Origin of the sequence: Lactobacillus sp. ESL0261 (assembly GCF_003693025.1) — a bacterium.
Classification (GTDB): Bacteria; Bacillota; Bacilli; order Lactobacillales; family Lactobacillaceae; genus Lactobacillus; species Lactobacillus kullabergensis.
Window position 1 is genome coordinate 90,496 of the sequence record NZ_REHN01000013.1, and the last position, 22,822, is coordinate 113,317.

The 22,822-nt window shown below is 35.9% G+C and carries 18 protein-coding genes; 11 read left to right on the top strand and 7 right to left on the bottom strand.

Going from position 1 to position 22,822, the window contains the following annotated elements:
• Window positions 1-4 precede the first annotated feature (4 nt).
• On the bottom strand, window positions 5-1,648 hold the full coding sequence (locus F5ESL0261_RS09210; RefSeq protein ID WP_122053009.1) for a malolactic enzyme: 1,644 nt from the start codon (window positions 1,646-1,648) through the stop codon (window positions 5-7).
• Window positions 1,649-1,854: 206 nt separating this feature from the next.
• Window positions 1,855-3,012, bottom strand: coding sequence for an N-acetylglucosamine-6-phosphate deacetylase (gene nagA, locus F5ESL0261_RS09215; RefSeq protein ID WP_122053010.1), 1,158 nt, complete (start codon window positions 3,010-3,012; stop codon window positions 1,855-1,857).
• Between the two features lie 157 nt (window positions 3,013-3,169).
• Here nagA and F5ESL0261_RS09220 point away from each other — a divergent pair, with 157 nt between their 5' ends.
• From F5ESL0261_RS09220 to F5ESL0261_RS09240, 5 genes are all read left to right on the top strand, one after another.
• Window positions 3,170-6,157, top strand: a complete 2,988-nt coding sequence (locus F5ESL0261_RS09220; protein WP_122053011.1) for a TIM-barrel domain-containing protein — start codon at window positions 3,170-3,172, stop codon at window positions 6,155-6,157.
• Between the two features lie 298 nt (window positions 6,158-6,455).
• Entirely contained in the window at window positions 6,456-6,734 is a 279-nt protein-coding gene (locus F5ESL0261_RS09225) for an AbrB/MazE/SpoVT family DNA-binding domain-containing protein (protein ID WP_122053012.1), read from the top strand.
• Entirely contained in the window at window positions 6,731-7,066 is a 336-nt protein-coding gene (locus F5ESL0261_RS09230; RefSeq protein ID WP_233560925.1) for a type II toxin-antitoxin system PemK/MazF family toxin, read from the top strand. The genes F5ESL0261_RS09225 and F5ESL0261_RS09230 overlap by 4 nt, the downstream gene beginning before the upstream one ends.
• Window positions 7,067-7,355: 289 nt before the next feature.
• Complete coding sequence (locus F5ESL0261_RS09235) at window positions 7,356-8,609, top strand: Fic family protein (RefSeq protein WP_122053014.1); 1,254 nt, start codon at window positions 7,356-7,358, stop codon at window positions 8,607-8,609.
• Window positions 8,610-8,842: 233 nt separating this feature from the next.
• On the top strand, window positions 8,843-9,232 hold the full coding sequence (locus F5ESL0261_RS09240) for a type II toxin-antitoxin system HicB family antitoxin (protein WP_122053015.1): 390 nt from the start codon (window positions 8,843-8,845) through the stop codon (window positions 9,230-9,232).
• A 205-nt stretch (window positions 9,233-9,437) separates the two neighbouring features.
• On the opposite strand, the gene F5ESL0261_RS09245 is transcribed toward F5ESL0261_RS09240, so the two are convergent.
• Complete coding sequence (locus F5ESL0261_RS09245; RefSeq protein ID WP_122053016.1) at window positions 9,438-9,761, bottom strand: hypothetical protein; 324 nt, start codon at window positions 9,759-9,761, stop codon at window positions 9,438-9,440.
• A 236-nt stretch (window positions 9,762-9,997) separates the two neighbouring features.
• Entirely contained in the window at window positions 9,998-10,927 is a 930-nt protein-coding gene (locus F5ESL0261_RS09250) for a cytochrome C5 (protein WP_122053017.1), read from the bottom strand.
• A 150-nt stretch (window positions 10,928-11,077) separates the two neighbouring features.
• On the opposite strand from F5ESL0261_RS09250, the gene F5ESL0261_RS09255 reads away from it, so the two are divergent.
• The 3 genes from F5ESL0261_RS09255 (at window position 11,078) to F5ESL0261_RS09265 (ending at window position 13,051) form a co-directional block, all read left to right on the top strand.
• Entirely contained in the window at window positions 11,078-12,316 is a 1,239-nt protein-coding gene (locus F5ESL0261_RS09255; RefSeq protein ID WP_122053018.1) for an MFS transporter, read from the top strand.
• A 157-nt stretch (window positions 12,317-12,473) separates the two neighbouring features.
• Complete coding sequence (locus tag F5ESL0261_RS09260; RefSeq protein WP_052059690.1) at window positions 12,474-12,725, top strand: hypothetical protein; 252 nt, start codon at window positions 12,474-12,476, stop codon at window positions 12,723-12,725.
• A complete protein-coding gene (locus tag F5ESL0261_RS09265; RefSeq protein WP_122053019.1) occupies window positions 12,719-13,051 on the top strand; it encodes a type II toxin-antitoxin system PemK/MazF family toxin in 333 nt (110 codons plus the stop codon). Before F5ESL0261_RS09260 ends, F5ESL0261_RS09265 begins: the two co-directional genes overlap by 7 nt.
• Before the next feature lie 570 nt (window positions 13,052-13,621).
• Here F5ESL0261_RS09265 and F5ESL0261_RS09275 read toward each other — a convergent pair.
• Entirely contained in the window at window positions 13,622-14,866 is a 1,245-nt protein-coding gene (locus F5ESL0261_RS09275; protein ID WP_122053020.1) for an MFS transporter, read from the bottom strand.
• 106 nt (window positions 14,867-14,972) lie between these two features.
• On the opposite strand from F5ESL0261_RS09275, the gene F5ESL0261_RS09280 reads away from it, so the two are divergent.
• Both F5ESL0261_RS09280 and F5ESL0261_RS09285 read left to right on the top strand, forming a co-directional pair.
• A complete protein-coding gene (locus tag F5ESL0261_RS09280) occupies window positions 14,973-15,836 on the top strand; it encodes a helix-turn-helix domain-containing protein (protein ID WP_122053021.1) in 864 nt (287 codons plus the stop codon).
• A 195-nt stretch (window positions 15,837-16,031) separates the two neighbouring features.
• The gene (locus F5ESL0261_RS09285) at window positions 16,032-16,721 is read left to right on the top strand and encodes a hypothetical protein (protein ID WP_187160352.1); all 690 of its coding nucleotides are present in this window, start codon (window positions 16,032-16,034) and stop codon (window positions 16,719-16,721) included.
• Between the two features lie 292 nt (window positions 16,722-17,013).
• Here F5ESL0261_RS09285 and F5ESL0261_RS09290 read toward each other — a convergent pair whose 3' ends face one another.
• The gene (locus F5ESL0261_RS09290; protein ID WP_122053022.1) at window positions 17,014-19,161 is read right to left on the bottom strand and encodes a PTS transporter subunit IIABC; all 2,148 of its coding nucleotides are present in this window, start codon (window positions 19,159-19,161) and stop codon (window positions 17,014-17,016) included.
• A gap of 369 nt (window positions 19,162-19,530) precedes the next feature.
• Here F5ESL0261_RS09290 and F5ESL0261_RS09295 point away from each other — a divergent pair, with 369 nt between their 5' ends.
• On the top strand, window positions 19,531-21,252 hold the full coding sequence (locus F5ESL0261_RS09295; RefSeq protein WP_158595218.1) for an ABC transporter ATP-binding protein: 1,722 nt from the start codon (window positions 19,531-19,533) through the stop codon (window positions 21,250-21,252).
• Window positions 21,253-21,376: 124 nt separating this feature from the next.
• Here the strand turns inward: F5ESL0261_RS09295 and F5ESL0261_RS09300 are convergent, their stop codons facing one another.
• Window positions 21,377-22,822, bottom strand: coding sequence for a glycoside hydrolase family 1 protein (locus F5ESL0261_RS09300; RefSeq protein WP_122053024.1), 1,446 nt, complete (start codon window positions 22,820-22,822; stop codon window positions 21,377-21,379).

The following is a 22,822-nucleotide window of genomic DNA, read 5'->3' on the forward strand; positions in this document are numbered from 1 at the left end:
ATTCTCACTCCTGCTCATCTTTATATTCAGGCGCCCAGCGAAGCGCAGCCACTGCCTTGTCACCATCTTGAAAGTCATTTTGGTTGAGGTGATCGGCAATTGCCTTGTTAGCCACAGCTTTTGCTACAGTTTGAGAAAAGACATTTAGTTTTTCAACTGGTGGCAAAACTGCTGCGCCTGGTTTACTTGAATCAACAATGCCACCAAGTGAGTGGGCCGCTACACTAATCATTTCATCACTTAAAATCTTAGCATTAACTGCCAGAGCACCAAGACCAAGTCCTGGGTAGACCAAAGCATTGTTGGCTTGTCCAATTTCATACTTAGTGCCCTCATAATCAACTGGATCAGCAGGAATACCAGTAGCTACTAAAGCCTTGCCTTTAGTCCAATGAATTAAATCTTCTGCTTTTGCCTCCGCTAATTGAGTTGGGTTTGACAATGGGAAAATAATTGGCCGCTCGGTATGGGTTGCCATTTCCGTCACAATATCCTGAGTGAAAGCACCTGAACGAGTTGAAGTTCCCACTAAAATATCAGGATGAACTGCTTGTACAACACTCTTTAAATCTTTAAGCTGGTCAGCATTACTGAATTCTGAGCGTTTTCTAACAAATGGTTTCTGCGCTGGTGTTAAGTCGGGGGTGTCTTCAAAGAGCAGACCTTGTTTGTCAACTAAGTAAAAGTGCTTGCGTGCTTCATCAGGTTGTAAACCTGCTTGCAGCATCTCGGCATAGACTTGCTCCACGATTCCTGTGCCAGCTGTTCCTGCACCAAAACAGACATACTTTTGATCTGTTAATTTCTGACCACTAATCTTCAATGCTCCCAAGATACCTGCCAAAACAATGACACCGGTACCTTGAATATCATCATTAAAGGTTAAAATATGATCACGATAGTGTTTTAAAATATTATCAGCATTATCTCGGCCAAAATCCTCAAAATGTAAATATAGTCCCGGAAACAGCTTTTCTACAGTTTGCACAAAGCGATCAACAAATTGGTAATAAGGGTCTCCATTCACCCGACACTGATGGTTGCCTAAGTAGAGCGAATCATTAAGTAATTTGTCATTGTTAGTGCCAACATCAAGAACCACCGGCAATACGCACGCAGGATCAACACCAGCTGCTGCAGTGTAAACCATTAACTTACCTACAGAAATGTCAACTCCCTGTGTGCCCCAGTCACCGATTCCTAATATTTCTTCACCGTCAGTAACCACGATTAGTTTTATATCACGGCTATCAGCCGCGTTTTTCAAACTGTCTTCGATTTGATCAGGTTCATTAATTGACAGAAATGCGGCATATTGCGGATTAACAAACAAATGACTGTAATTTTCGATAGTTTCAGCTATCGTAGGATCATACACAATCGGCATAAATTCGGTAACATGCTCACTGAAGACCTTAAAAAACAACACGCGATTAGTATTAAAAACGGTCATTAGAAAAATCCGTTTTTCTAGATTCGTTGATTTTTCCTGGTATTGTAAATAAACTTCTCGAGCTTGTTCTTCAAGAGTCTGCACCTTAGGCGGCAACATCCCTGCCAGCTGATACTTTTCTCGCTGCTCTTCTGTAAAAGCAGTCCCTTTATTCAAAAATGGGTCATTCAACCTATCTTGTCCTGTTTTAGCCATTTTCTCACTCTCCGTCTATTTAATTATTAATAGCACGTACTATATTCTTAGATTAAGGCCAGGATAATAAAAGTGCAACCAATTAAGCTTATATTAATAGTGTATAGTATATAATAAATACTTAAATATAGTTTTTATTAAAAATTGTGCAAATAAAAAAACCGGTTCAACTTAACGAACTGGTTTTTCTAATCTTAAACTAGGAATTATTTTGCCTGGTAGCGTGACTCACCATTTAAATAAGTTTCACTTAAAGTCATGTCAGGGTTTAATACTAAGAAATCGGCATCTTTATCAGGTGCAATTGAACCACATTTATCGAGTACGTGCGCACTCTTAGCCGGTACGTAAGAGGCCATCATGATTGCTTCTTCCGGCGTAGCAACGTTCCAGTCAACAACATTCTTAACGGCAGTCTTTAATTGTAAAATACTGCCGGCTAAATTATTACCACCCTTTAAGCGCGCCATGCCCTCTTTAACATAAACAGGCAACTCACCTAACATATAGTCACCGTCAGGCATCATACCGGCTTCCATGCAATCCGTGATTAAACAAATATGTTCGGCACCTTTAAGCTGAACCAATGCCCGCACCATTTCTTTTTGAACATGGTGACCGTCACAGATCAATTCATCTGTAACATTATGCAGAGCCATCGCAGCGTTAGAAATTGATGTATCATGGTGTGAAGGATCAGGCATTCCGTTAAAAGTATGAGTAAACATTGTTGCACCAGCTTCAACACCGGCTTTAGCTTCTTCAAAAGTAGCACTGGAGTGTCCCAAAGAAACAACCACACCCTCTTTAACAGCAGCACGGATAAATTCCCGGGCATCTTTTCTCTCAGGCGCAAGAGATATTTTATTCAGCAACCCTTTAGATTCTTCACGCCACTCATTAAATTGATTAATATCAGGATCAATCAAATATTTAGGGTTTTCTGCACCAGCATGTTCTGCAGTAAAGTATGGTCCTTCAAAATGCAACCCTTGAATTTTAGCACCAGTTTCTTCACTTTTATGGGCGCCAAACATCTGGCAAATTTTGCTTAATGTATCTGCACCGGCAGTATAAGTCGTTGGCAGCCAGCTGGTAACGCCAGACCGTAAAAAGCCTTCTGACAGGCGGTTTATTCCTGCCCAATCACTTTTCATCACGTCTTCTTTTAGTGAACCATGTACATGTGTGTCAACCAGTCCTGGTGCAATCCATTTGCCTTTATAGTCTACGATTTTGCCTTCAGGTTTTTGATCTTCAGTATAGTAAAAGCCAAATTTGCCATCATCTTGAACTTCTAAGTAACCACCTTGTTCTGTCACATTTTCAAGAAAGAATTTATCTGCATGAATATAATAAGTCATATTATTTTTGCCTTTCTTTTTAAAAAATAAAACTCGTATTTATAGCTTAATTTTAGCTTAATCAACTGGTCTTTACCAGTTCAATTTCAAATAGTACGGAAACTTTTTATTTTTTAGTTATAATAGTGGTATAGGAACTGATTAGGAAAAAAGAAATATGATTCAAAATACGCAAGCAAATCAACATCAACTAGGAGCACTTACTGGTGCCAGCAAGTGTGACCATTATTACGAATTACATTTTGCCACGGGCGAAATTGCGCGCTTTTACGTCTTAGCTGACGGCATTTTTCGTCTTTTAATTGATCCGGAGCAAAATTTTACTGAAAATCGAACGGAAACTATTCAATTAGGCCAGTTTGATAATTCTGCCTTTGCAAAGTCGCAGGTCAGAGCCACCAATGATTCCTTAATTATCCATACTGGCAATTACCAAATTATTTTTGGGCAAAATCCAGCTGTTATAAGTATTTTTGATGAATCATTGCACCATAACAGGATGCACCAATCTCAACCACTTGAACTTAGTTCTACCAGAACCCGTGAGTTTTTAACAGAAAATAAAAATGAATTTTTTTATGGTGGCGGCTTGCAAAACGGCTACTTTAGTCACAGAGGACACAAAATCGCAATTAAGCATGACCAAATAACCGGTAAAGGTGGCGTCATTATGCCTGTCCCTTTTTTCTGGTCGAATGCTGGTTATGGCGAATTAAGAAACACTACTGCAACAGGAACTTATGATTTTGGCAAAACCAAGAGAGGAGTCACTGTTCTCACCCACCAAGATGCAATTTTTGATGCATTTTATCTTCTTGGTACTAATCCTCAGGAAATTTTGCAGCACTACTATATTTTAACGGGCAAACCAATGTTATTGCCCAAATATGCCTTAGGTCTAGGCCATATCGGCAATTTCTGTACAACCTTGTGGCAACCAAGTCAAGCTAAGAAACGCAATGCCAGTAAAATTGGCAATAATTATTATACTCGTACAAAAGATGAAAAAGCCGCATCGGGCAAAGCTTCACTTAACGGCGAAGAAAACTACCAGTTTTCCGCGCGGGCACTAATTGATCGCTATCATGCCATGCACTTTCCTTTGAGCTGGTTTGTGCCCAATTATGGTGTTCAAGCCAACAATCAACAAGCTCTCAGTTTCTTTAATGAATATGCGTTAAACCAAGACGTTCATCCCGGATTTTGGCACCAAAGCGAAGTCGAATTACCGGAAAAAACTGCTTTTACTTTTACTACTAATGAAATAGCGACTAAAGATAAAGCACAGCTTCAAAACGAATCACAAACAAAGCGTTCACTAGTGCTTGCTGATAGCGGCAGTACCGGCATGCAAAAAAACGCTGCTTTGATCTTTGGAGATGTTGGCGGCAACTGGGGCAATGTTGCTACACAAGTAGCTGGTATGCTCGGAGCAAATCTTTCAGGTCAGCCTTTAGTTGGTGCAGCAGTTGATGGACTAGAAGGCGGTGGCAATGCACAAATCAATGTCCGTGATTTTGAATGGAAATGTTTTACCCCTCTGCTCTTTAACTTTGATGATCAGGGCGACTTCAGTAAAAATCCATTTGCTTATAATAGGAAAATAAGCGACATTAATTTGGCTTACCTCAAATTGCGCCAGCATTTGACTAACTACCTATATACACTAAATGAACAGGGAAAAAATGGCGCGTTAATCATGCGTCCCCTTTTCAGCGACTTTCCAGATGTGCTGGCTAATTACACAGCACAGTTTGGCAATGAATTCATGTTAGGCTCCAATTTGTTAATTGCACCAATTACTAGTGGCCGCGAAGATGAAAACGGTGATTCACGCAAAGATAATCTGTATTTACCCGGAAAGAAGACAATGTGGATTGATCTTTTTACAGGTAAAAAATATGCCGGTGGCAAGGTCTACAATAATTTATCTTTTCCATTATGGCACCTACCAGTCTTTGTTCGCGGTGGCAGTATTTTTGACTGGGGCAATCGTGATTTTCTGCTTTACCCGCAAGATCAAAGTGAGACAGTTATTTACAACGATAACTCTCAAGCCGCTGAATCCAATAGTTCTACCACAAAAATTTTCAGTAAAACTGAAAATGAAACGTTGCTGGTAACTATTCCACCAGTTGAAGGCAACTGGGAAAGCCAAGATGTTGAACAACCTACTAAGTTGACTATTATGTGTGATTCTTACCCTGATCGCATCACTATTAAAATTAACGATCAAGTTGTCCCAGTGGAAGAATACGGATCGCTTGACGCTTTCAACCATGCTCGTGAAGGCATTTTTTACAATGCTAATTACGGCTTGGATGAATTTAAACAATATCACAAGAACACGCAAACTGCCCTGCAAATAAAATTAGCAAGTCGAGACATTACCACAACTAAAATCGAAATTACAGTGCACAATTTTAATTATGGCAAGAAAGTTTTAGTACATGAAATTACCAGTGGCGTATTGCCTTCACCTAAATTGCCGGCAGTTGATTCAAGCAAAATTTCAGCTCATTCGTTCGAACTTGCCTGGCCTCACGAAAGCGCAGTTCAGATAGAAGTTAATAATCTCCTTTATGTCGGCATTACTGGTAAAAATTTCACTTTTCACGAATTAACCCCTAATACTCGCTATATCATTAGAATGCGGTATGTAATAGGAAATAAAGTTTCTGAATGGTCTGATCTTTTCGGCGTCATTACCAAGCACGCTGCTAAAGATTATGCTATTGAAAACATTGATGTGACTAGCAACTATACCAGCAAAGAAAATCATCCCCTGTCTTATTTAACTGATCTTAAACTGGCAAGCGAATGGCAAACTAGGCAAACTGTTTCACCTGAACAACCACTGGAACTAACCTTTACTTTTGAAAAAGTTGAGAAATTAAGCAGAATGGTCTATGTGCCAAGAAATATTGATCATAATGGTGATCCTCTTGTCGTTTCAATTGCTGTTTCAACGGATGGCGAGCAATATACTACCTATGCAGACCACTTGCAGTGGAAAGCTGACACGAAAAACAAGGTGGTTGGTCTGCGAGATGTCCGTGCTAAAAAAGTGCATCTGACGATTTATCAATCATCCGGTCCGATTATTGCGGCAAGAGAAATTATCTTTTTCAGGGCAAAAAGGTAAATAAATATAAACACAAAGCAAATATATACTGAGCCTACAAAAGTTGTCCTAAACTTGGGGCTCTTTTATTTAAAAATTATATTAGACATTTAATTAAGCTTTTGGCTCATGATTTATCTATATATTTTTAGTCTTAAGGCTTTATCGCATTGAAAATATTATATTAAATGTGCTAAGTCGCTATTAAGACTATATTGCTGCTTAAAATCGAAATCGCCTAAATTATGGAGAGACATAATCGAAATCTAATCGGGTGCGGTGTATACTTGTACTAACATAAATTAGGGAGCTAATATTAATGAAAAAAAAACTGGGTAACTTTGTTGCTAGAAAAGTTGGTAATTCTATAGCACTCACGGTCCCGAGTAAGGCTGGAGTTAAACCTGGTGAACGATTTGAATTGATTCAGGAAGATAATAGCACTTTAATCTATAAGGCTATTGACTCTAATCCGTGGTTTAATGGAGAATATGATGATATTGACTTTAAAAAAGAAACTGAAAAAGTAGGTAACCCTGATACTATGCAGGTTGGTAAGGAAAATGTAGCATCTAATCAAGAGACATTATTCGGATAGATGCTGAACCACATGCAGGACGAGAAGAGGGCGGTCATAATCCCCGATCTGGCAATATTCAAAGACCAGCGATAGTTATATCAAATAATGCATATAATCAAAAAACAGGACTCGTTATCTGCATGCCTCTTACGCATGATCTTAAAAAAGATAATCGTGGTCTATACTATCGTCTTGCTGATATCAGCAGTGGAATATCTGGTAGTGTAGTTACTTTTCAAATGCCTAATTATGATTTTTCCGGTCGAAATGGTAAAATTGTTGGACATGTTAGTGATAAAGACTTGGATAACCTGCTATCTAAAACATATCAAATTTTAGATAAGCGCTAATTTTTATCAAAAAGTTGCTTAACCTAAAATAAAACCCCGAAATTAAAGTAGAACTAAAAAGTGAAGTGCTCCGTAATAGTTAGACATTAATATGTTTATTAGGAGCACTTTTTTCATGACTAAATATTCGATTGCTTTAAAAATTAATTTGGGGTTCACATCATTTTTTTGTGTCTTTTTGATTTTTATTGCTAAAATCGCAATATTTTTAACAAATATAGTGTATAATCAAAAATAAATTCAAAAAATGGGGTTTTTTGAATTTATAATTAGAAAGGTAAACTAAATTATGTCAAAATATCACTTATTGAGAATTTATTCTTACCAACATCCGGGCAAACCAGTTACTAGTGAATTTAATAAAAGATTTAATGGCTATGGCACAATTAAGTTTCCGTTAGAAATAAATCCCATAGATGTGCGAGAACAAATTAGAATACCTACACAATTGCCACTTTTTTTGGTACAAATTGAAGATTATAATTCACTGCTAACTGTCATTAGAGAGAACTCTGCTCAAATCAAAGCACTCATTGGCAAGCTTCCAGGTGTTGCCAGAGAGCAATTTTTCATTGATTTGTTAATTAAAGAAATTAAAGGTACAAATGATATTGAAAATGTTGCTTCTACTACAAAGGAAATTAACAGAGCCGTAGAAAATATTAATAATCAAAATAAACCTGTGCGTTTCCAATCTTTTGCTAAAATGTATTTTGATATTGAAAACGGTAAAACTTATCAACTTAATGAGCTAAAAGACATCAGAGTATTGTATGACTCTTTATTAAAAGGTGAAATAAAAAAAAGTAACTTACCTGACGGCAAGCTATTTAGGGATGGCTTTGTCAGAATTGGCAACTCAACCCAAACTGTTCATCTTCCCAAAAACAGTGAAGATGAGATAAATCAGCAATTGGAAAATTGGCTAAAATTTATTAATTTGGATAAATATGATCCTATTTTAAAGGCCTGTGTTGCCCACTATTATTTTGAATATATTCATCCTTTTTATGACGGCAATGGCAGGTTAGGAAGGTATCTCTTTTGCAGTTATATTGGAAAAAAAGTTGACCCTTATACTGCTGTCAGTTTTTCTTATCAGATCACTCTAAAAAAGGCAAGATATTATAAAGAATTTCAAGAAGTTGAAAATGAAAAAAATCGCGGCGAAATCACACTATTCGTTATCAGTTTGCTAAAATACTTAGTTTCTGGACAAAAGTATGTATTAAGCAATTTAAAAGATGACCACAACATTTTAAATTTTGTCCAAAAGAAATTAGAAGATTTTGATTATCCCAGCTTTGAATTCAATATCTTATATGTATATGCCCAGTCATTTTTATTCAATAGTTTTGATGGCAGCGTTCAAGACACAAGTTTGATCAGCTTTATCAAAAGCACAGAAAAAATATCAACTAAAAAAGTAAAAACCACCATAGAAGATTTAGAAAAAGAAGGTTTAATTAAAACTGTTAAAGGAAGGCCAAAAAAAAGAAAATTGACTGCTAAATTTTTAGATAAAATTGGTTTGAATATCTAAAGCTTTTTAGATTAAAGCCCAGTTATTTATATTTTTTATATAAAATTTCCAGAAGTCAATTATTAATTATGTAATATCTATTAAGCAGTCAAAAATATACATTGCTCTTCATATTAAGTGCATTATACACAATAATAGTGTATAATATTTGAAAATTAAGAAGAAAGGTTATGAGTGTGCCAGGGAAGCCGGTTAAAAAATTAATGTTTCTTACTTGGCATATTTAAATTGACATGAAACAAGAAATTGCAGCTTATCCTGTTATTATAGAAAAATGTAACGATGAATCAGGACATTATTATGCAATTACGTCACCTAACATCCAAGGCTTAGTCACTGATGGTCAAACAATAGGTGAAGCTCTTTATCATGCAGAAGATGCAATGGCAACAATGATTGACATTCAAGGCTATCCTAGAGTTCAAGATCCTAAAAAGTGGGAGTTGGAAAAAAATCAGCAAATATCTTGGGTTAAAGTTAATATGACAAAGTGGCGTAATAAATATAGTAAAACTGTTCGGCGCAATATTTCATTGCCAGAGGATCTAAATAATTGGGCTAAGAAAAATAAAATTAATGTATCAAAAGTTACAACTGAAGCTTTGCGTCAAATGCAAGCTTAATAATATTATTTTAATTCAAACCACTCAAATAATAAAAATAGTTTCACTTTAAAGAGTCTGGGAAAAAACTCTAACCTAACTAAAAAGGCTGACAAATCACGTCTATAAAACGTTGATTTGTCGGTCTTTTTAAATTGTGAAATTTTTTAATTTAACTTCAAAGAGCACTTTTTTCCCAGACTCTATGTTTTTTTACTTATCCGTATTATTTTTTGAAAAACCAGTGATACATTTTCCCATCGAGAAAGTCACCAATCACAAATATCAACGTCCACAAAACAATTCCAATAATGCGCACAAACAAGGATGTTACATAATTATTCCAGCTATTATCATATGGTAGAAGAAATAAAACAATAGGAACTACAAGGAAGAAGTACTTAACTTTAGTCCACCGTAAATGTTGGTGCTGATAAAATTGGATAATTTTAGAATTCTGCGGTGTTTTGTGTGTTAATCTGACGCAAACTAGATATATTAAGTAAATAGCATCAACTATTAGCAAAATCAAAACAATATCATTAAGCATAAATGATCCCCTCCTATTTACAATTTAAGTCAAAAAAATTTTTAAACAGATGATATTTTATTATTTACTGTTTAACTTGATTTTAAAGACAAACATATACTTTTACAATATTAAGTAAAAATAAATTTGCTATGCAAAATATAATAAACTGCTTTTTCAAAGCAGTTTTTAAAATCATAAAAAAACCAGCTTATAGCACAAAAAGCTGGTTTATGATTTAAAACTTTTTCTGGTTTTTAAACGAATCTGTCCTTTTTAATTACCCGGTAAACTGAAATAACTAAAACTAAAATTGCGCAAAGCATTGCCACATAGGCCATAGGTCCGACACTAATAGCAGCCTGAGCTTGACTGCTGGCCATACGATTTTCGACAGCGTATTCTACAATCCACTTACTCAATAAACGAGGAGTTAATACGAAGCTGACAGTAGCAATGATTGAAGCAGCCAAAGCGGTATTGCGCGAATATGGTTCACGGAAAAATTGTGCTAAAACGCAAAATGCTGGTGCAATCATTAAAAGCAGAACCCACATGATAATTAGTCGTCCTGCGCTACTGCTCATCATTTGGGCACTGTTAGTCGCATAACGATATTTGCCCCAAAGTTGTCCACCAGTTAGGGTATTTAATAAACTCAAGAAGTATGATCCCTGTTGACCATAGACGCCACCACGATTAGACAGGATGCCCTGAACGACTTGCAAGCCATCAGTCGAACCAGCTGTGGAAAAATTAACTGTTACCACTTTTTTCATATAAGTGGCCAGAAACATGATAATCGAGCCACCAAATTGCAAAGCTCGTAACATGCTTAATTTCCGGGATGACTTCATTTTAAATTCGAGGCTAAGTACACGGTTAGGATGATGACTGCGGCCAATCACAAAGATGCCAATTGCGACCACAATTGCAAGTGCAGCAAGAAGCCACCAGAGTTTAGCCATAACTAAGAAAATTGCCAAAACAACAATGGCCACTGCAACATATGGTCGATCAGCAAATATATCCCAGAAATTTAGTTTTAAATGGCGGTAGTCAGCACGAGTCTGAGAAGTATTATTTTCTCTAATCGTTGCCTTTGGCACCTTGTTTGTGTGCGACTGGGATTTTTGGCGGTATTTTTTACGGTATTCCTGCCTAGTTAAGTGCGACTCTCTTCCCATACCAACATCCCTTCCTTTCAGAAATAATATCCTAACATGTTTAATATGAAAATATCATCTATTTAGCAAATTCTTAGCAAATTTATTGTGCTAAAATAGAAAAGATATCATATTTTTTAGAAAAATATTAAAAAAGAAAGCGAGGACGTTTTGACAGTTTCCGAAAAATTTCCGGCTGGCTGGCATAAAGCTTTTGTCACTTTATGGCTAGGCTGCTTTATCACAGGTATGGGTTATTCCATGACAATGCCCTTTATCTCACTATTTATCGCTGATCTGGGCCACTACAGCAAGTTGCAGATTAGCATGTATTCCGGTCTTGCATTTGCCATGACATTTATTGCTCAGGCAATTGTTTCACCTTATTGGGGCAACTTGGCTGACCGCAAGGGTCGTAAATTAATGTGCATGCGGGCATCTGGGGTCATGGCTTTAACTATTACTGCTACCGGTTTTGCTCCTAACGCTATTTACATAATTGTCATGCGTTTTATTCAGGGTGCTTTTTCCGGCTACATTAACAATGCTACCGCCCTGATCGCAGGAGAAACTCCCCACAGAAAAAGTGGCTGGGTAATGAGTCAAATGATGACTGCTGGAACTGCTGGAAACTTAGTCGGACCACTTTTAGGTGGTGTTTTGTCAAATTTCTTCGGCAATTGGCTTGGTGGCGTCTGGGGCTACCGGATTCCATTCTTCATCACCGGCTTTTTGATGGTGCTCGTCTTCTTAGGGTCGACATTCTTAGTTCATGAAAACTTTACCCCAATTTCCCGCGAAGAAATGAAGCCTATGAAAGAGATCATGCACTCTCTACCCAATGTTAAATTGATAGTGGTCATGTTCGTAACTACCCTGTTAGTACAGGCCGCTAACATGTCAATTGATCCGATTGTTTCTTTGTATGTCAAATCAATGATGCCTAATAGCAAGAATATTGCGTTTGTAGCGGGAATTGTAGCCGCAACTCCAGGTCTCGGAACGCTGCTGGCTGCTTCCAAAATCGGACACAAAATGGATGAAATTGGACCACTAAAAATTTTACGCCTAGGTTTAATAGTAGGAGCTGTTCTCTTTATTCCTATGGCCTTAACTCATTCGCCTTGGGTACTGGCAGGATTGCGTTTTCTGCTGGGAATTGCCAGTGCTGCAATGTTACCGGCAGCACAGACTGTTTTGACACTGAACACTCCGGCCGAAAGTTTTGGCCGTATCTTTAGTTATAATCAGTCTTTCCAAGCAGTTGGTTCTGTGTTTGGTTCAATCATGGGTTCCACCATTTCCGGTCTGTTCAACTATGCTACAGTTTTCTGGACTACAGGCTTCACTCTACTGATTAACTTTATTCTGATTATCTTTTTCAGTTTGAGAAAAAGTCCTAATAAATAAAAACTAACTTACAACTAATAAAGTATCCTAATTTTGGTGGTCACATCACATTTCGTTCAGGATGCTTTTTTGTTTTGCTTGATCTCCGTAGATAAACATTGTATAATTTTATTACATTTCAGGATATACATTGTTTATTTTTTATAGGGGGAAAATTATGATTCGGGCTACTATATCTAAATGGGGTAATTCTAAAGGCATCCGATTAAACCAAGCAGTCTTGCAAGCATTAAACGCTACTATAGGAGATCAGTTAAACTTTAAAATTGAGGACAACAAAGTAATAATGTCAAAGCAAGATGATACACCTGATTTAACTTTTGAAGAACTTTTTAAAGATTATTCAGGTGAAGAATTTGATACTGAAATTAAGTTACCAGATGAGAGAAAAGGAAATGAAAAATGGTAATTAAGCAAGGATCTATTCTATTAATGGATTTAAGTCCTAAACAGGGGCATGAACAATCTGGCAAACGACCTTATTTATATTTAAGCTATAAAGGGGTTGAAAAATACGCTCATATTGCTGTGTTTGCTCCTATATCTACTACTAAAAGACGCTACCCATTATATCAAGAATTACCTGCTGCATCTCAAACAAAAGGTGTAGTCATGCTAGATCAGCTAGTTACAATCGATTATCATAATCGACCATTTCATTATTTAGAGCAACTACCTGATGATTATATGGAAAAGATACTCAAAATTGTAAAAGTAGTTTTTCAGAAAGATTAGCCAAGCGGTTTTTCTGTAGATAATTCCATGATATGTTGTGAAGCTAAGATTGGTCCTTTTTTAACACGGTTTTAATAGTTCCTATATCTTCACCAAAGAAATATAGAGTAGCAGAAAAGTTTGTTAAATCACCTTTATTTATTAGATGAAATCTATGCTGCAGCCTTACTACAGCATGTTAGGGCAATAGATCCAACTGTGAGAATGAAAGGTAATATCAAAGTAAGATTAGACGAAGCTAATATGAAAAAATTTGAAAAATTTAAGTTCAATTTTTTTAAAAAACAAAAACTGTACTGAACCTCAAAAATTATCCAACTTTTGGGGCTTTTTTATGTCTAAATTAGCTAAACAAGATAAAATTATAATCTATCAGCTTTGGCATAATTATCAAATTAAGACCAAACTAAAAGAACTAACTCCGATCAAATAAGGGCAATTAGTTCTCAGTTAACAACCATAAAATGTTCTAATTTTGAGATTCACACCATTATCTTGGTGGCTTTTTATATCTGGCTTAGAAAAATGCTGGCAAAAAGCAACTGCAAATTTACCAGCTAAATGGGCTGTTTATTTTCCTTTTTGTGCAGATTTTCTCATCACCAATAAGGTAATTACAAAGAGCAAAATACTGACGATTAATAATCCTAGAAGAGAATACTGCACGTTTGTCACCGCTGATAAGGTGGTAAAAGCAGTTGTCATTAAGGGACTGGCAATTAATAAAATCGTATTGATCAGGCCAATGGAAGATGCCAAAATTTTATGATCAACTGCACCTACCATCCACTGCGTCAATTTTGGCGTAGCAGTTCCCGCAAAAAAGCCTAAGATACAGTAGGTTATTAAACAGAACCAGATTTGTTTGCTTAAAATAGCAATTATGACACTTGCTCCAGCAATATTGGCTAACATAATGATGATATAAAGGCTAACATTTTTAAATAGATTAGTACCAAAAATACTGCCTAAGGCAGCGCCTATTCCTGCCATAGCGCCGATTAACGCGATTGTAAAACTATAGGTTCCAATGACCATCACCTGGCGATTGCCCGCGATTACAATAGAAATCAGAGGCTCGATCGTGCTGAGAACTCCGTTTAAAATGGCGATTACCAGTACGGTAGTAATTAAGCCACTAGCCTTTTTAACTTGCTTTAATGCTAAAACCAAGGTGGACCAAAAGCCACGATCATCGACTTCTTGTGTGACAGTTGAAATGCCCTTTTTTCGTTTACTCCTGGCAATATTGCAATAGATCAACCCTGCCACAACGAAAGTCAGGCCGTTAATTACAGCCAGCGCAGAATATGACATGAATAACAAAAGTCCTGATCCAACAAACTGACTAATCAAAGTGATTACTTGCGAAACACCGCTAGTAAAACCTTCAGCTTCAGCAATCTCATCTTTTTTAACCAGACTAATAATTAGTGGTGTGGTCAGTCCGCCAGAATAAGTTCCGGCTGTATCAGAAATAAAGTTGATGATAATCACCATTATTACTAAATTCCAACCGGCAATATTTTGGCTAAAAAGAAAACCAACCAGTAGATAAAGCGCACCTCTGATCATAGCCATCCAGACTATTTTTTGAAATTTATTCTGTGTCCGGTCAGCTAGATAGCCACCAACACTGGAAAACAGCCGGGGAACTGACTCTGAAATGGCGATTAATGATAAGGCCAGCGAATAATTTTTGAGCCGACTGGCATAAGTCATCAGCGCTAAATAGAATAAAATATCTCCAGCACTAGATAAAATGCTGGCAATTGAAAACTTGCGATATTCTTTATTTTTAAAAAAGATGGTCATAATTTTTTCTCCCGTTTAACTTTCTTCTTTTTCAATTGTACTTGAGCTAAAATTGAAAATAAAAAAGTGTCATATATGAAACAAAAAATATTAATGAGGTTAAATTATGACTATCGGTGCATTACTTAGACAATACCGTTTAGAAGCTGGGAAAACTCAACGTGCATGGATTGGCGACGTTATCAGCCCCTCTTTTTATTCTAAAGTAGAAAAAGATCTGACCCGTATTTCAGCGGCAGACCTAATTGAACTATTACGGCAAAATCACGTGAAAATTGCTACTTTTTTTAAGCAACTTGATTACCAGGCTGAAAGTGAAGATAATCTCAAAAAGAAGATTGTTGCCCAAATGACAGACGCTTATTATAATTTTGATATTAAGCGCCTAAAAGAAATCAAACAGACTATCGCAGGTAGCCAGCTTACCAGTAAAAATGATTTAATGCTAAGTGTGAACTCAATCTTAGCTATTATAGATGGTAATAGAGAAAAATTGAGTGCTGCAGAAATCCAGCAACTTAAAAATAAATTCTTTAATGAAGAGAATTTCGACTGGAAAACTATCAAAATTTTCCTGAACTGCATGGTTTTTTATGATTTTGACAGTGATATGATCATTACTAACAAAATTTTTCAGCAATTTAAAGATAGTGATAATGACGATATACAATTTATAGTGTTGGGAATATTAATCAATATGATTAGTATGTGTCTGGAAAAAAGCAAGTACCAGGAAGCCAAGCAATTGGTGGAAAAATCCCATGAGATTCACACCCAGCCACTAACCTGCTTTAATAAGATGGTTCTATTATTTTTGGAGAACATTATTAACTATCATTTTGATCCTAAACAAGTTTATCTGGATAATTGCGCAAGGCAAATAGAAGAGTTTGCCTTAATCGGCATGACTGAATTTAGTAAGCAGTTGCAAAAAACTGTGCAAGAAAAGACAGGTGGCAATTTAGTATAAAAAGAAGCCGGTTCCAGCATTCACTGGTAACCAGCTTTTTATTATCAATTTGATTAAGACACTCCTATAGTCTAGGGATCAACAAAAAGCAAAAATTTTCCGTTGCTGCCAAGAAAGGCGTTTTCTAAAGCAAAGACGTAGTATAATTAAATGAAAATAAAGCAGTTACTGCTAAGTTGTGAAAGTGTAAATATCATGAAGTCAAACGAAGAAATGATTGAAGGACAACAACTCTATCCTTCAAATAATTCAGGTTTTACTAACTCCAATAAAAGTGTGACTGTTGGACATAAAGTAAACATTCTGCATGTAATCACAGGAATAATTTTAGTCATTTTAGTGTCATTATTTATGACTGGATTTGGCTATCAACCATGGTGGGTACTGGGATTCACAATTTTGGCAGGAATTTTTATTACTTTACCAACATGTTTTAGTGGATATTGGCTGATCGATAAAAATGGAATTACTGTAGTGAGTTATAGTTCAAATGATGCAATGAAACTTATGCAGCTGTTACATATCAAAAAAATATATACAAAATCATATTTATTCGAGAATATCACTAATGCTGAAATTACATATCGTAAAAAAGTTCGAATCAGTCCACTTGATTTTAACCCAGACTTTTTTAAACTAAATTTGACTGTGAATAAAAAAGTTATTCAATTAGAATTAGGAAATATTCAAGCAAAAGATTTAATAGAAATTGTCACTATACTTAATAATCATGGAATAGCTGTTTATGATAGACAACAGATAGTTTGGCTGCTTAAAGAGAATAAAAATTTATTTAATCATTTTCACATTTATTTAATCATTTTCACAATGGTAAGTGGGCATCACTATAGTGGCATCATAGATAAAAAGGCACAGCTTGTTTAATTTTTTGTTGAAATATGCAAAAAATGTTAGTAGACGATTCTGCATAAGTAGACAATGCACAATTGTATTGTCCACAAAAAGTCGATTTTTTGTTGAATCTATGACAGTAAAAATAAAATGTGAATAAATATAGCGTAAGCAAATTGGCAACTAAACCCTATTTCAAATTTGCCATCAATTTAATTTTTGAGTAAAAAAAACCAGGCTTTCTAAACGAAAAGCTTGGCTTTTTTACTTGCAGCAATTGGCTGAAGCAATATGTTCTAACATAGAAATCTGGCATTATAGCTGTTTATTTTTTAACCAACAACTCGGCTACTTGATCATTAGCAGTAACTCTATCATTATCAGCAATTTTGACATCTAATAATCGGTCAGACAGAGTAGCTACAAAGATAACATCAGTTGCCTTTCCAGCAGATTTAATTTCTGTTATATGCATCTCTGCCAGCTTGTCACCCTGATGGACTTGTTCTTTTTCAGAGCAAAGAATCTTAAAGCCTTTGCCCTTAAGTTCAACAGTATCTAATCCCATATGCAAAAGATACTCAATGCCATTTTCATCTTTTATGCCAATTGCATGTTTAGTCGGAAAAATTGTTGTTATAGTGCCATTAACTGGAGCATAAATATTGTCATTTTCTGGTAAGATCGCAAAGCCTTTACCTACCATCTCTTTGGAAAAGACCCCATCATTTAAGGTTTGCAATGATTCCAGCTGTCCATCAGCAGGTGCAAACAATGCAATTTTTTGACTCGGACCCGTTTCAACTGACTTTTGAACTTTTTTATCCTCTGAATCTAACTTCGAACTATTTGCTGGCTTAACAGAATTTGCAACAGTTTTTGGTGCTTTGCCGCTATTAATCAGATCCATTACATTTGTTTTAATGTTGCCGACAGTAGTGCCATAAATTACCTGGACAGACGCACCGTTAACTACTGTTCCGGCTGCTCCCGTTGAGGTTAAGGTTTCTTTATCTACTAAATTGCCGTCTTTAACTGTCACCCGCAGCCTTGTGGCACAGTTGTCAACATTCACTAAATTATCAGTTCCGCCAAGAGCTGCTACTATTTCATAAGCTACTTGCTCATCTTTAGTTAGAGCAGTAAATTTCTTATTATCAACATAATCTTTCTTGGTTTTTAAAGTAGTATCATCTTTACGACCAGGCGTATTGAGATCGAACTTAGTAATTACAAATCTAAACAAGAAATAGTAAACAACGAAATAAGCAATACCTAAGAAGATGATTGGAACCCAATTAGTTCTGGCATTTCCGGGTAACACACCATAAAGAATAAAGTCTATTAAGCCACCGGAAAAGGTAAAGCCTACTCCTACTTTTAGCAATGTTACAAAGACTGCAGAAAAAGCAAAAAGTACACAGTGAACGCCAAAATACAAAAATGGTGAAGCAAATAAAATAGTAAATTCAAGTGGTTCGGTAATTCCAGTTAAAATGGAAGTTACTGCAGAAGATACTAAAAGTCCTTTAATTTCACTCCTTTTATCTTTACGAGCTACAGAGTACATTGCAAGGGCAGCAGCTGGCAAGCCAAAAATCATTTCTGGGAACTGAAATGAAAAGAATCTGGCAGCTTCATACGAAATTTTCCCGCCGGCAGCTAATTGTGCAAAGACAATATTTTGGGCACCTTGCACGGTATGACCAGCAACAACAGCCGTTCCACCTACCGCTGTTTGCCAAAATGGCAAGTAGAAAATGTGGTGTAAACCAAAGGGTATCAACATTCTGTAGATTAATCCGTATAGAAAGGAACCAACTACTCCTGATTTAGCAATAAAGAAGCCCAAAGCAGAAATTCCAGCAGCAAAATAAGGCCAAATATATGAAAGCAAAATTCCTATTATTACGCCAGAAACCGCGGCGGCTATTGGCGGAAAGTGAGTCCCGCCAAAAAATGAAATTACATCTGGCAGTTTAATATTGTAGTACTTATTGTGTAGCCATACGACTATCAACCCAATAATAATTCCCCCGAATACTCCCAGGTTCATTGTGTTGTTAAAACCCAATACATTTGTAATTAAGCCATTAACTTGTTTGAGCTGATTTAAATTTCTGAGATTTTTAATTGAACTGGTTAAGGAAGCGTACATTAAAAAGTAGCCTACAACCGCAGAAAGCGCAGCGACCCCTTTTTCACTTTTTGCCATTCCCAACGCTATAGAGACAGCAAATAGCAAGCCTAGATTGTCAAAGACTACAGAGCCACAGTCATTTAAAATGCTTAAAAACCTGTTTAACGGCATCCCCGGCGATAAAATACTTTCCAAATGATACAACTTTATAAAAGTCGGACCGGTAAAAGAAGCACCCAATCCTAGAAATAATCCCGCTATCGGAAGCAACGAAATTGGCAACATGAATGTCTTGCCAACTTGTTGCGCCTTAGCATAAATTTTTCCCTTCATTATTTTCCTCCTGTATCTATTTAAATACTCCAGATCAGATGTTCTCATTAAGACAGAATATAAACAATCCTTTGTGAATCGTAAAAACTATTTTTTTCTGTATTTATAATGAAATGCTTTTTTCTATGCTTAATATCCTTCAAATTAATACTAACTTGACCTGCCTATTTTAAAAAAATCTTTCTATAATTTTTTCACGCAGAACTATCAAAATAACTATTATTTTATAATTTTAAAAAATATAGCTTTATTTTAAAATAGTTCTTTCGATTATAAAATGTTTAGCGTATAGTGAGAAGACGTAGAAGAATTTAAAATAATTAGATACTTTTACTTATGTTTTTTAGAATAGAAAGGATGTTTATATTAATGGAAAATTACAAAAAATATGATAAGTCAAATTATTATCTTGCGCTCTTTTTTTCGGGAATAGTCTATCCGTTTATAAACTTATTGCTTGCTTTGGTGTTAAAAAGATTAATTGACTCAGGGATTGCCAGGAATGTTTATGAATTAAAAAATGCTATATTTGTTTGTTTATTAGTATGTATATTTTTGGCAGCTGCTGTTTTTACCAGTGAACTAACCAAAAATAGGTTTGTTAATAATTTTAGTAAAAAATATCGCAGGCATATTTTTAATGAAATTATTGCAAGTGACCTAAATGAATTCAGCAACAATAGTACCGGAGATTTTTTAGCAACAATGACCAATACTGTCTCGACAATTGAGGAAAAATATATCAAATCTTTCTTTAGTATTGTGTCTGACTCGTCATTATTGCTTTTCTCGATTATAGGGATGTTTATGATTAACTGGCAGCTGTCAATAGCAGTGCTAATAGTAAGTTTAGTGCCAATTATTGTTATGAGTTTGTTGGGTGGAAAAATGCAGGCAAAGCAGAATCTGGCTTTGACGCAACAAAATGCCTATGTCTCCAAGGTAAAAGACGCATTTTCAGGCTTTTTAGTAATTAAAAGCTTTAATATTGAAAAGCAAATTAGCAAAGAATTTCAGAACGGTAACGATAAACGAGCTGATAGCGAGTTTTCCCTGTCAGAACTTAATAATATTTCGGTATCAATTTCAAATTTCTCTGGATATTTAGTTTTTCTGGTTGCATACGGACTCGGAATGTTTATGGTAATTAATGGAAACACCAGTATTGGCGGAGTTACAGCAATTGTGCAATTAGTTAATTTTATTGTAATGCCACTAAGCAAATTGGGTCTGGAAATGAATAACAAAAAGGCTGGTTTAGCCGCCAGCAAAACTCTGAATCAGTTGCTGGAGAAAGTGCATAATCCGGTAAAAGATAACAGCAACTATTTGAAATTGAACAGATTTGAAAATGAGATCAAATTGACCAACGTTAGTTTTTCCTATCCCCAGCATGGTGAAGTGGAAAAAACAGTACTTTCACACATCAACTTACGAATAGAAAAAGGCAAAAAATACGCGCTTGTAGGTATGTCTGGCAGCGGTAAAACAACATTATTAAAGTTACTAATGAGATATTACAAATTGACTAAGGATGGCAACATCAGTATAGATAACGTAAATATCAATAACATTAATTTGTCATCGCTTTATAAACTAATAAATATTGTCCAACAGGACGTTTATATTTTCGATAATTCTCTTGCGTATAATATAATGCTAGGCAAATCTTTTACAGATAAAGAACTGAATTATGCTATAAATAAGGCTGGTTTAAGAAAGCTAGTAGACGGTAATTCTAAGGGCGTTGATCTGAATGTTGGCGAAAATGGCAAAGATTTATCTGGTGGCCAAAAGCAGAGAATTTCTATAGCGCGAGCATTAATTAGAAAAACACCTATCTTGTTAATGGATGAAGCAACGTCATCTTTAGATCAAAAAAATACTACTGCAATTGAAAATGCCATTTTAGAGATAAACGATTTAACATCAATTGTGGTAACACATAAATTGAATCCCAACTTATTACAAAAATATGATGCGATAATTTTTATGAAAGATGGCACTATTACTGAAGAAGGTTCTTATGAGGAATTAATGAAGCAAAAAGGTGATTTATATAATCTATGCAGCCTAACTATGACTAATTAGTTTATAGCAATCAATGTTTTGAAAAAATTGCAATAGAAATTGACATAGCAAAAAAGCGTGCTTTTAAGCACGCTTTTTCTTGTTTATTTTGCTCACATGAGCCGAGTCTTATCTTTGCCAAGATTTACCCTAAATCAGCACCGTTAGTGGAAATAACCTTCTTGTACCAGTCAAAAGACTTTTTCTTGTAGCGCTTAAAGGTTCCGTGGCCTTCATCATCTTCATCAACATAGATAAAACCGTAACGTTTCGACATTTCACCAGTTGAGGCACTGACTAAATCAATACAACCCCAAGGAGTATAACCCATAACATCAACGCCATCGTCTATTGCCTGGGAAATAGCTTCGATATGTTCACGCAAGTAATCAATTCGGTAATCATCAGCCACATAATGATTTTCGTCAGGTTTGTCTACTGCACCCAGACCGTTTTCAACAACAAAAACAGGTTTTTGGTAACGATCGGACAATTGGTTTAAGGCAATTCTTAATCCTGTGGGATCAATTTGCCAGCCCCAGTCGCTGCTCTTTAAGAATGGGTTCTTAACGCCGCCCATTAAGTTGCCGTTAGCAGTTTCTTGGTTTTCATGAGTAACATCAACTACAGATGACATGTAGTAGCTAAAACCAATATAGTCAACTGGGTATTGAGCTAGCAATGCCAATTCACCATCTGTGTAATCAATGTCAGATAATTGCACACCTTGACGAGCCAACAAGCTCTTAGTATAAGCAGGGTAATGTCCTCTTACTTGAACATCGGCACAGAAGAAGTTATTAGCCTGATTATCCTGCAAGGTAGCCAATTGGTTCTTAGGATTTGAATCATAGCTGTAAGTGGTAGCATATAAAATCATGCAGCCAATTTTCATATCAGGATTAAGTTCATGACCAATTTTAACAGCTTTTGCACTAGCAACAAATTGGTTATGCCATGACTGGTAAATATTTTTCTTATCGTCAGCGCCATTACTTGTCGTTAAGCCTTGACTCATTATTGGAAAGTGAGCAGCACTGTTAATTTCGTTGAAAGTCATCCAGTACTTAACCTTGTCTTGGTAGCGAGTTAAAACGGTGCGGGCAAAACGTTCATAGAAGTCAATTAACTTCTTATTCTTCCAGCTCCCATATTCAGTAATTAAATGAAGAGGTAATTCATAGTGAGAAATAGTAATTACAGGCTCAATATCATGCTTTAAGCATTCATCAATTAGTGAGTCATAAAACTTAAGTCCCTCTTCATTAGGAGTTTCTTCATCCCCATTAGGAAAAATTCTGGACCAGGCAATTGAAAAGCGGTAGCACTTAAAGCCCATTTCGGCAAAAAGTGCAATGTCTTCTTTATAATGATGATAGTGATCAATACCAATGTGGTTAGGATAAACGTAATCTGAATTAATCTTAAAATCAAAATCAGGTGAAGCAATGATTTTCATTCGGTCCTTACCGCCAGGCATAACATCTGGTAAAGATAAACCTTTACCTCCCTCTTGGTAAGCACCCTCTAATTGATTGGCGGCAGTAGCACCGCCCCATAAAAATCCTTTAGGAAAATTATTTGTGGTCAT

What these genes read in the sequence shown, in the direction of transcription:
- F5ESL0261_RS09210 (WP_122053009.1), bottom strand. Translation starts at nt 1,648, where the DNA reads ATGGCTAAAACAGGACAAGATAGGTTGAATGACCCATTTTTGAATAAA.
- nagA (WP_122053010.1), bottom strand. Translation starts at nt 3,012, where the DNA reads ATGACTTATTATATTCATGCAGATAAATTCTTTCTTGAAAATGTGACA.
- F5ESL0261_RS09220 (WP_122053011.1), top strand. Translation starts at nt 3,170, where the DNA reads ATGATTCAAAATACGCAAGCAAATCAACATCAACTAGGAGCACTTACT.
- F5ESL0261_RS09225 (WP_122053012.1), top strand. Translation starts at nt 6,456, where the DNA reads ATGAAAAAAAAACTGGGTAACTTTGTTGCTAGAAAAGTTGGTAATTCT.
- F5ESL0261_RS09235 (WP_122053014.1), top strand. Translation starts at nt 7,356, where the DNA reads ATGTCAAAATATCACTTATTGAGAATTTATTCTTACCAACATCCGGGC.
- F5ESL0261_RS09240 (WP_122053015.1), top strand. Translation starts at nt 8,843, where the DNA reads ATGAAACAAGAAATTGCAGCTTATCCTGTTATTATAGAAAAATGTAAC.
- F5ESL0261_RS09245 (WP_122053016.1), bottom strand. Translation starts at nt 9,761, where the DNA reads ATGCTTAATGATATTGTTTTGATTTTGCTAATAGTTGATGCTATTTAC.
- F5ESL0261_RS09250 (WP_122053017.1), bottom strand. Translation starts at nt 10,927, where the DNA reads ATGGGAAGAGAGTCGCACTTAACTAGGCAGGAATACCGTAAAAAATAC.
- F5ESL0261_RS09260 (WP_052059690.1), top strand. Translation starts at nt 12,474, where the DNA reads ATGATTCGGGCTACTATATCTAAATGGGGTAATTCTAAAGGCATCCGA.
- F5ESL0261_RS09265 (WP_122053019.1), top strand. Translation starts at nt 12,719, where the DNA reads ATGGTAATTAAGCAAGGATCTATTCTATTAATGGATTTAAGTCCTAAA.
- F5ESL0261_RS09275 (WP_122053020.1), bottom strand. Translation starts at nt 14,866, where the DNA reads ATGACCATCTTTTTTAAAAATAAAGAATATCGCAAGTTTTCAATTGCC.
- F5ESL0261_RS09280 (WP_122053021.1), top strand. Translation starts at nt 14,973, where the DNA reads ATGACTATCGGTGCATTACTTAGACAATACCGTTTAGAAGCTGGGAAA.
- F5ESL0261_RS09285 (WP_187160352.1), top strand. Translation starts at nt 16,032, where the DNA reads ATGAAGTCAAACGAAGAAATGATTGAAGGACAACAACTCTATCCTTCA.
- F5ESL0261_RS09290 (WP_122053022.1), bottom strand. Translation starts at nt 19,161, where the DNA reads ATGAAGGGAAAAATTTATGCTAAGGCGCAACAAGTTGGCAAGACATTC.
- F5ESL0261_RS09295 (WP_158595218.1), top strand. Translation starts at nt 19,531, where the DNA reads ATGGAAAATTACAAAAAATATGATAAGTCAAATTATTATCTTGCGCTC.
- F5ESL0261_RS09300 (WP_122053024.1), bottom strand. Translation starts at nt 22,822, where the DNA reads ATGACCACAAATAATTTTCCTAAAGGATTTTTATGGGGCGGTGCTACT.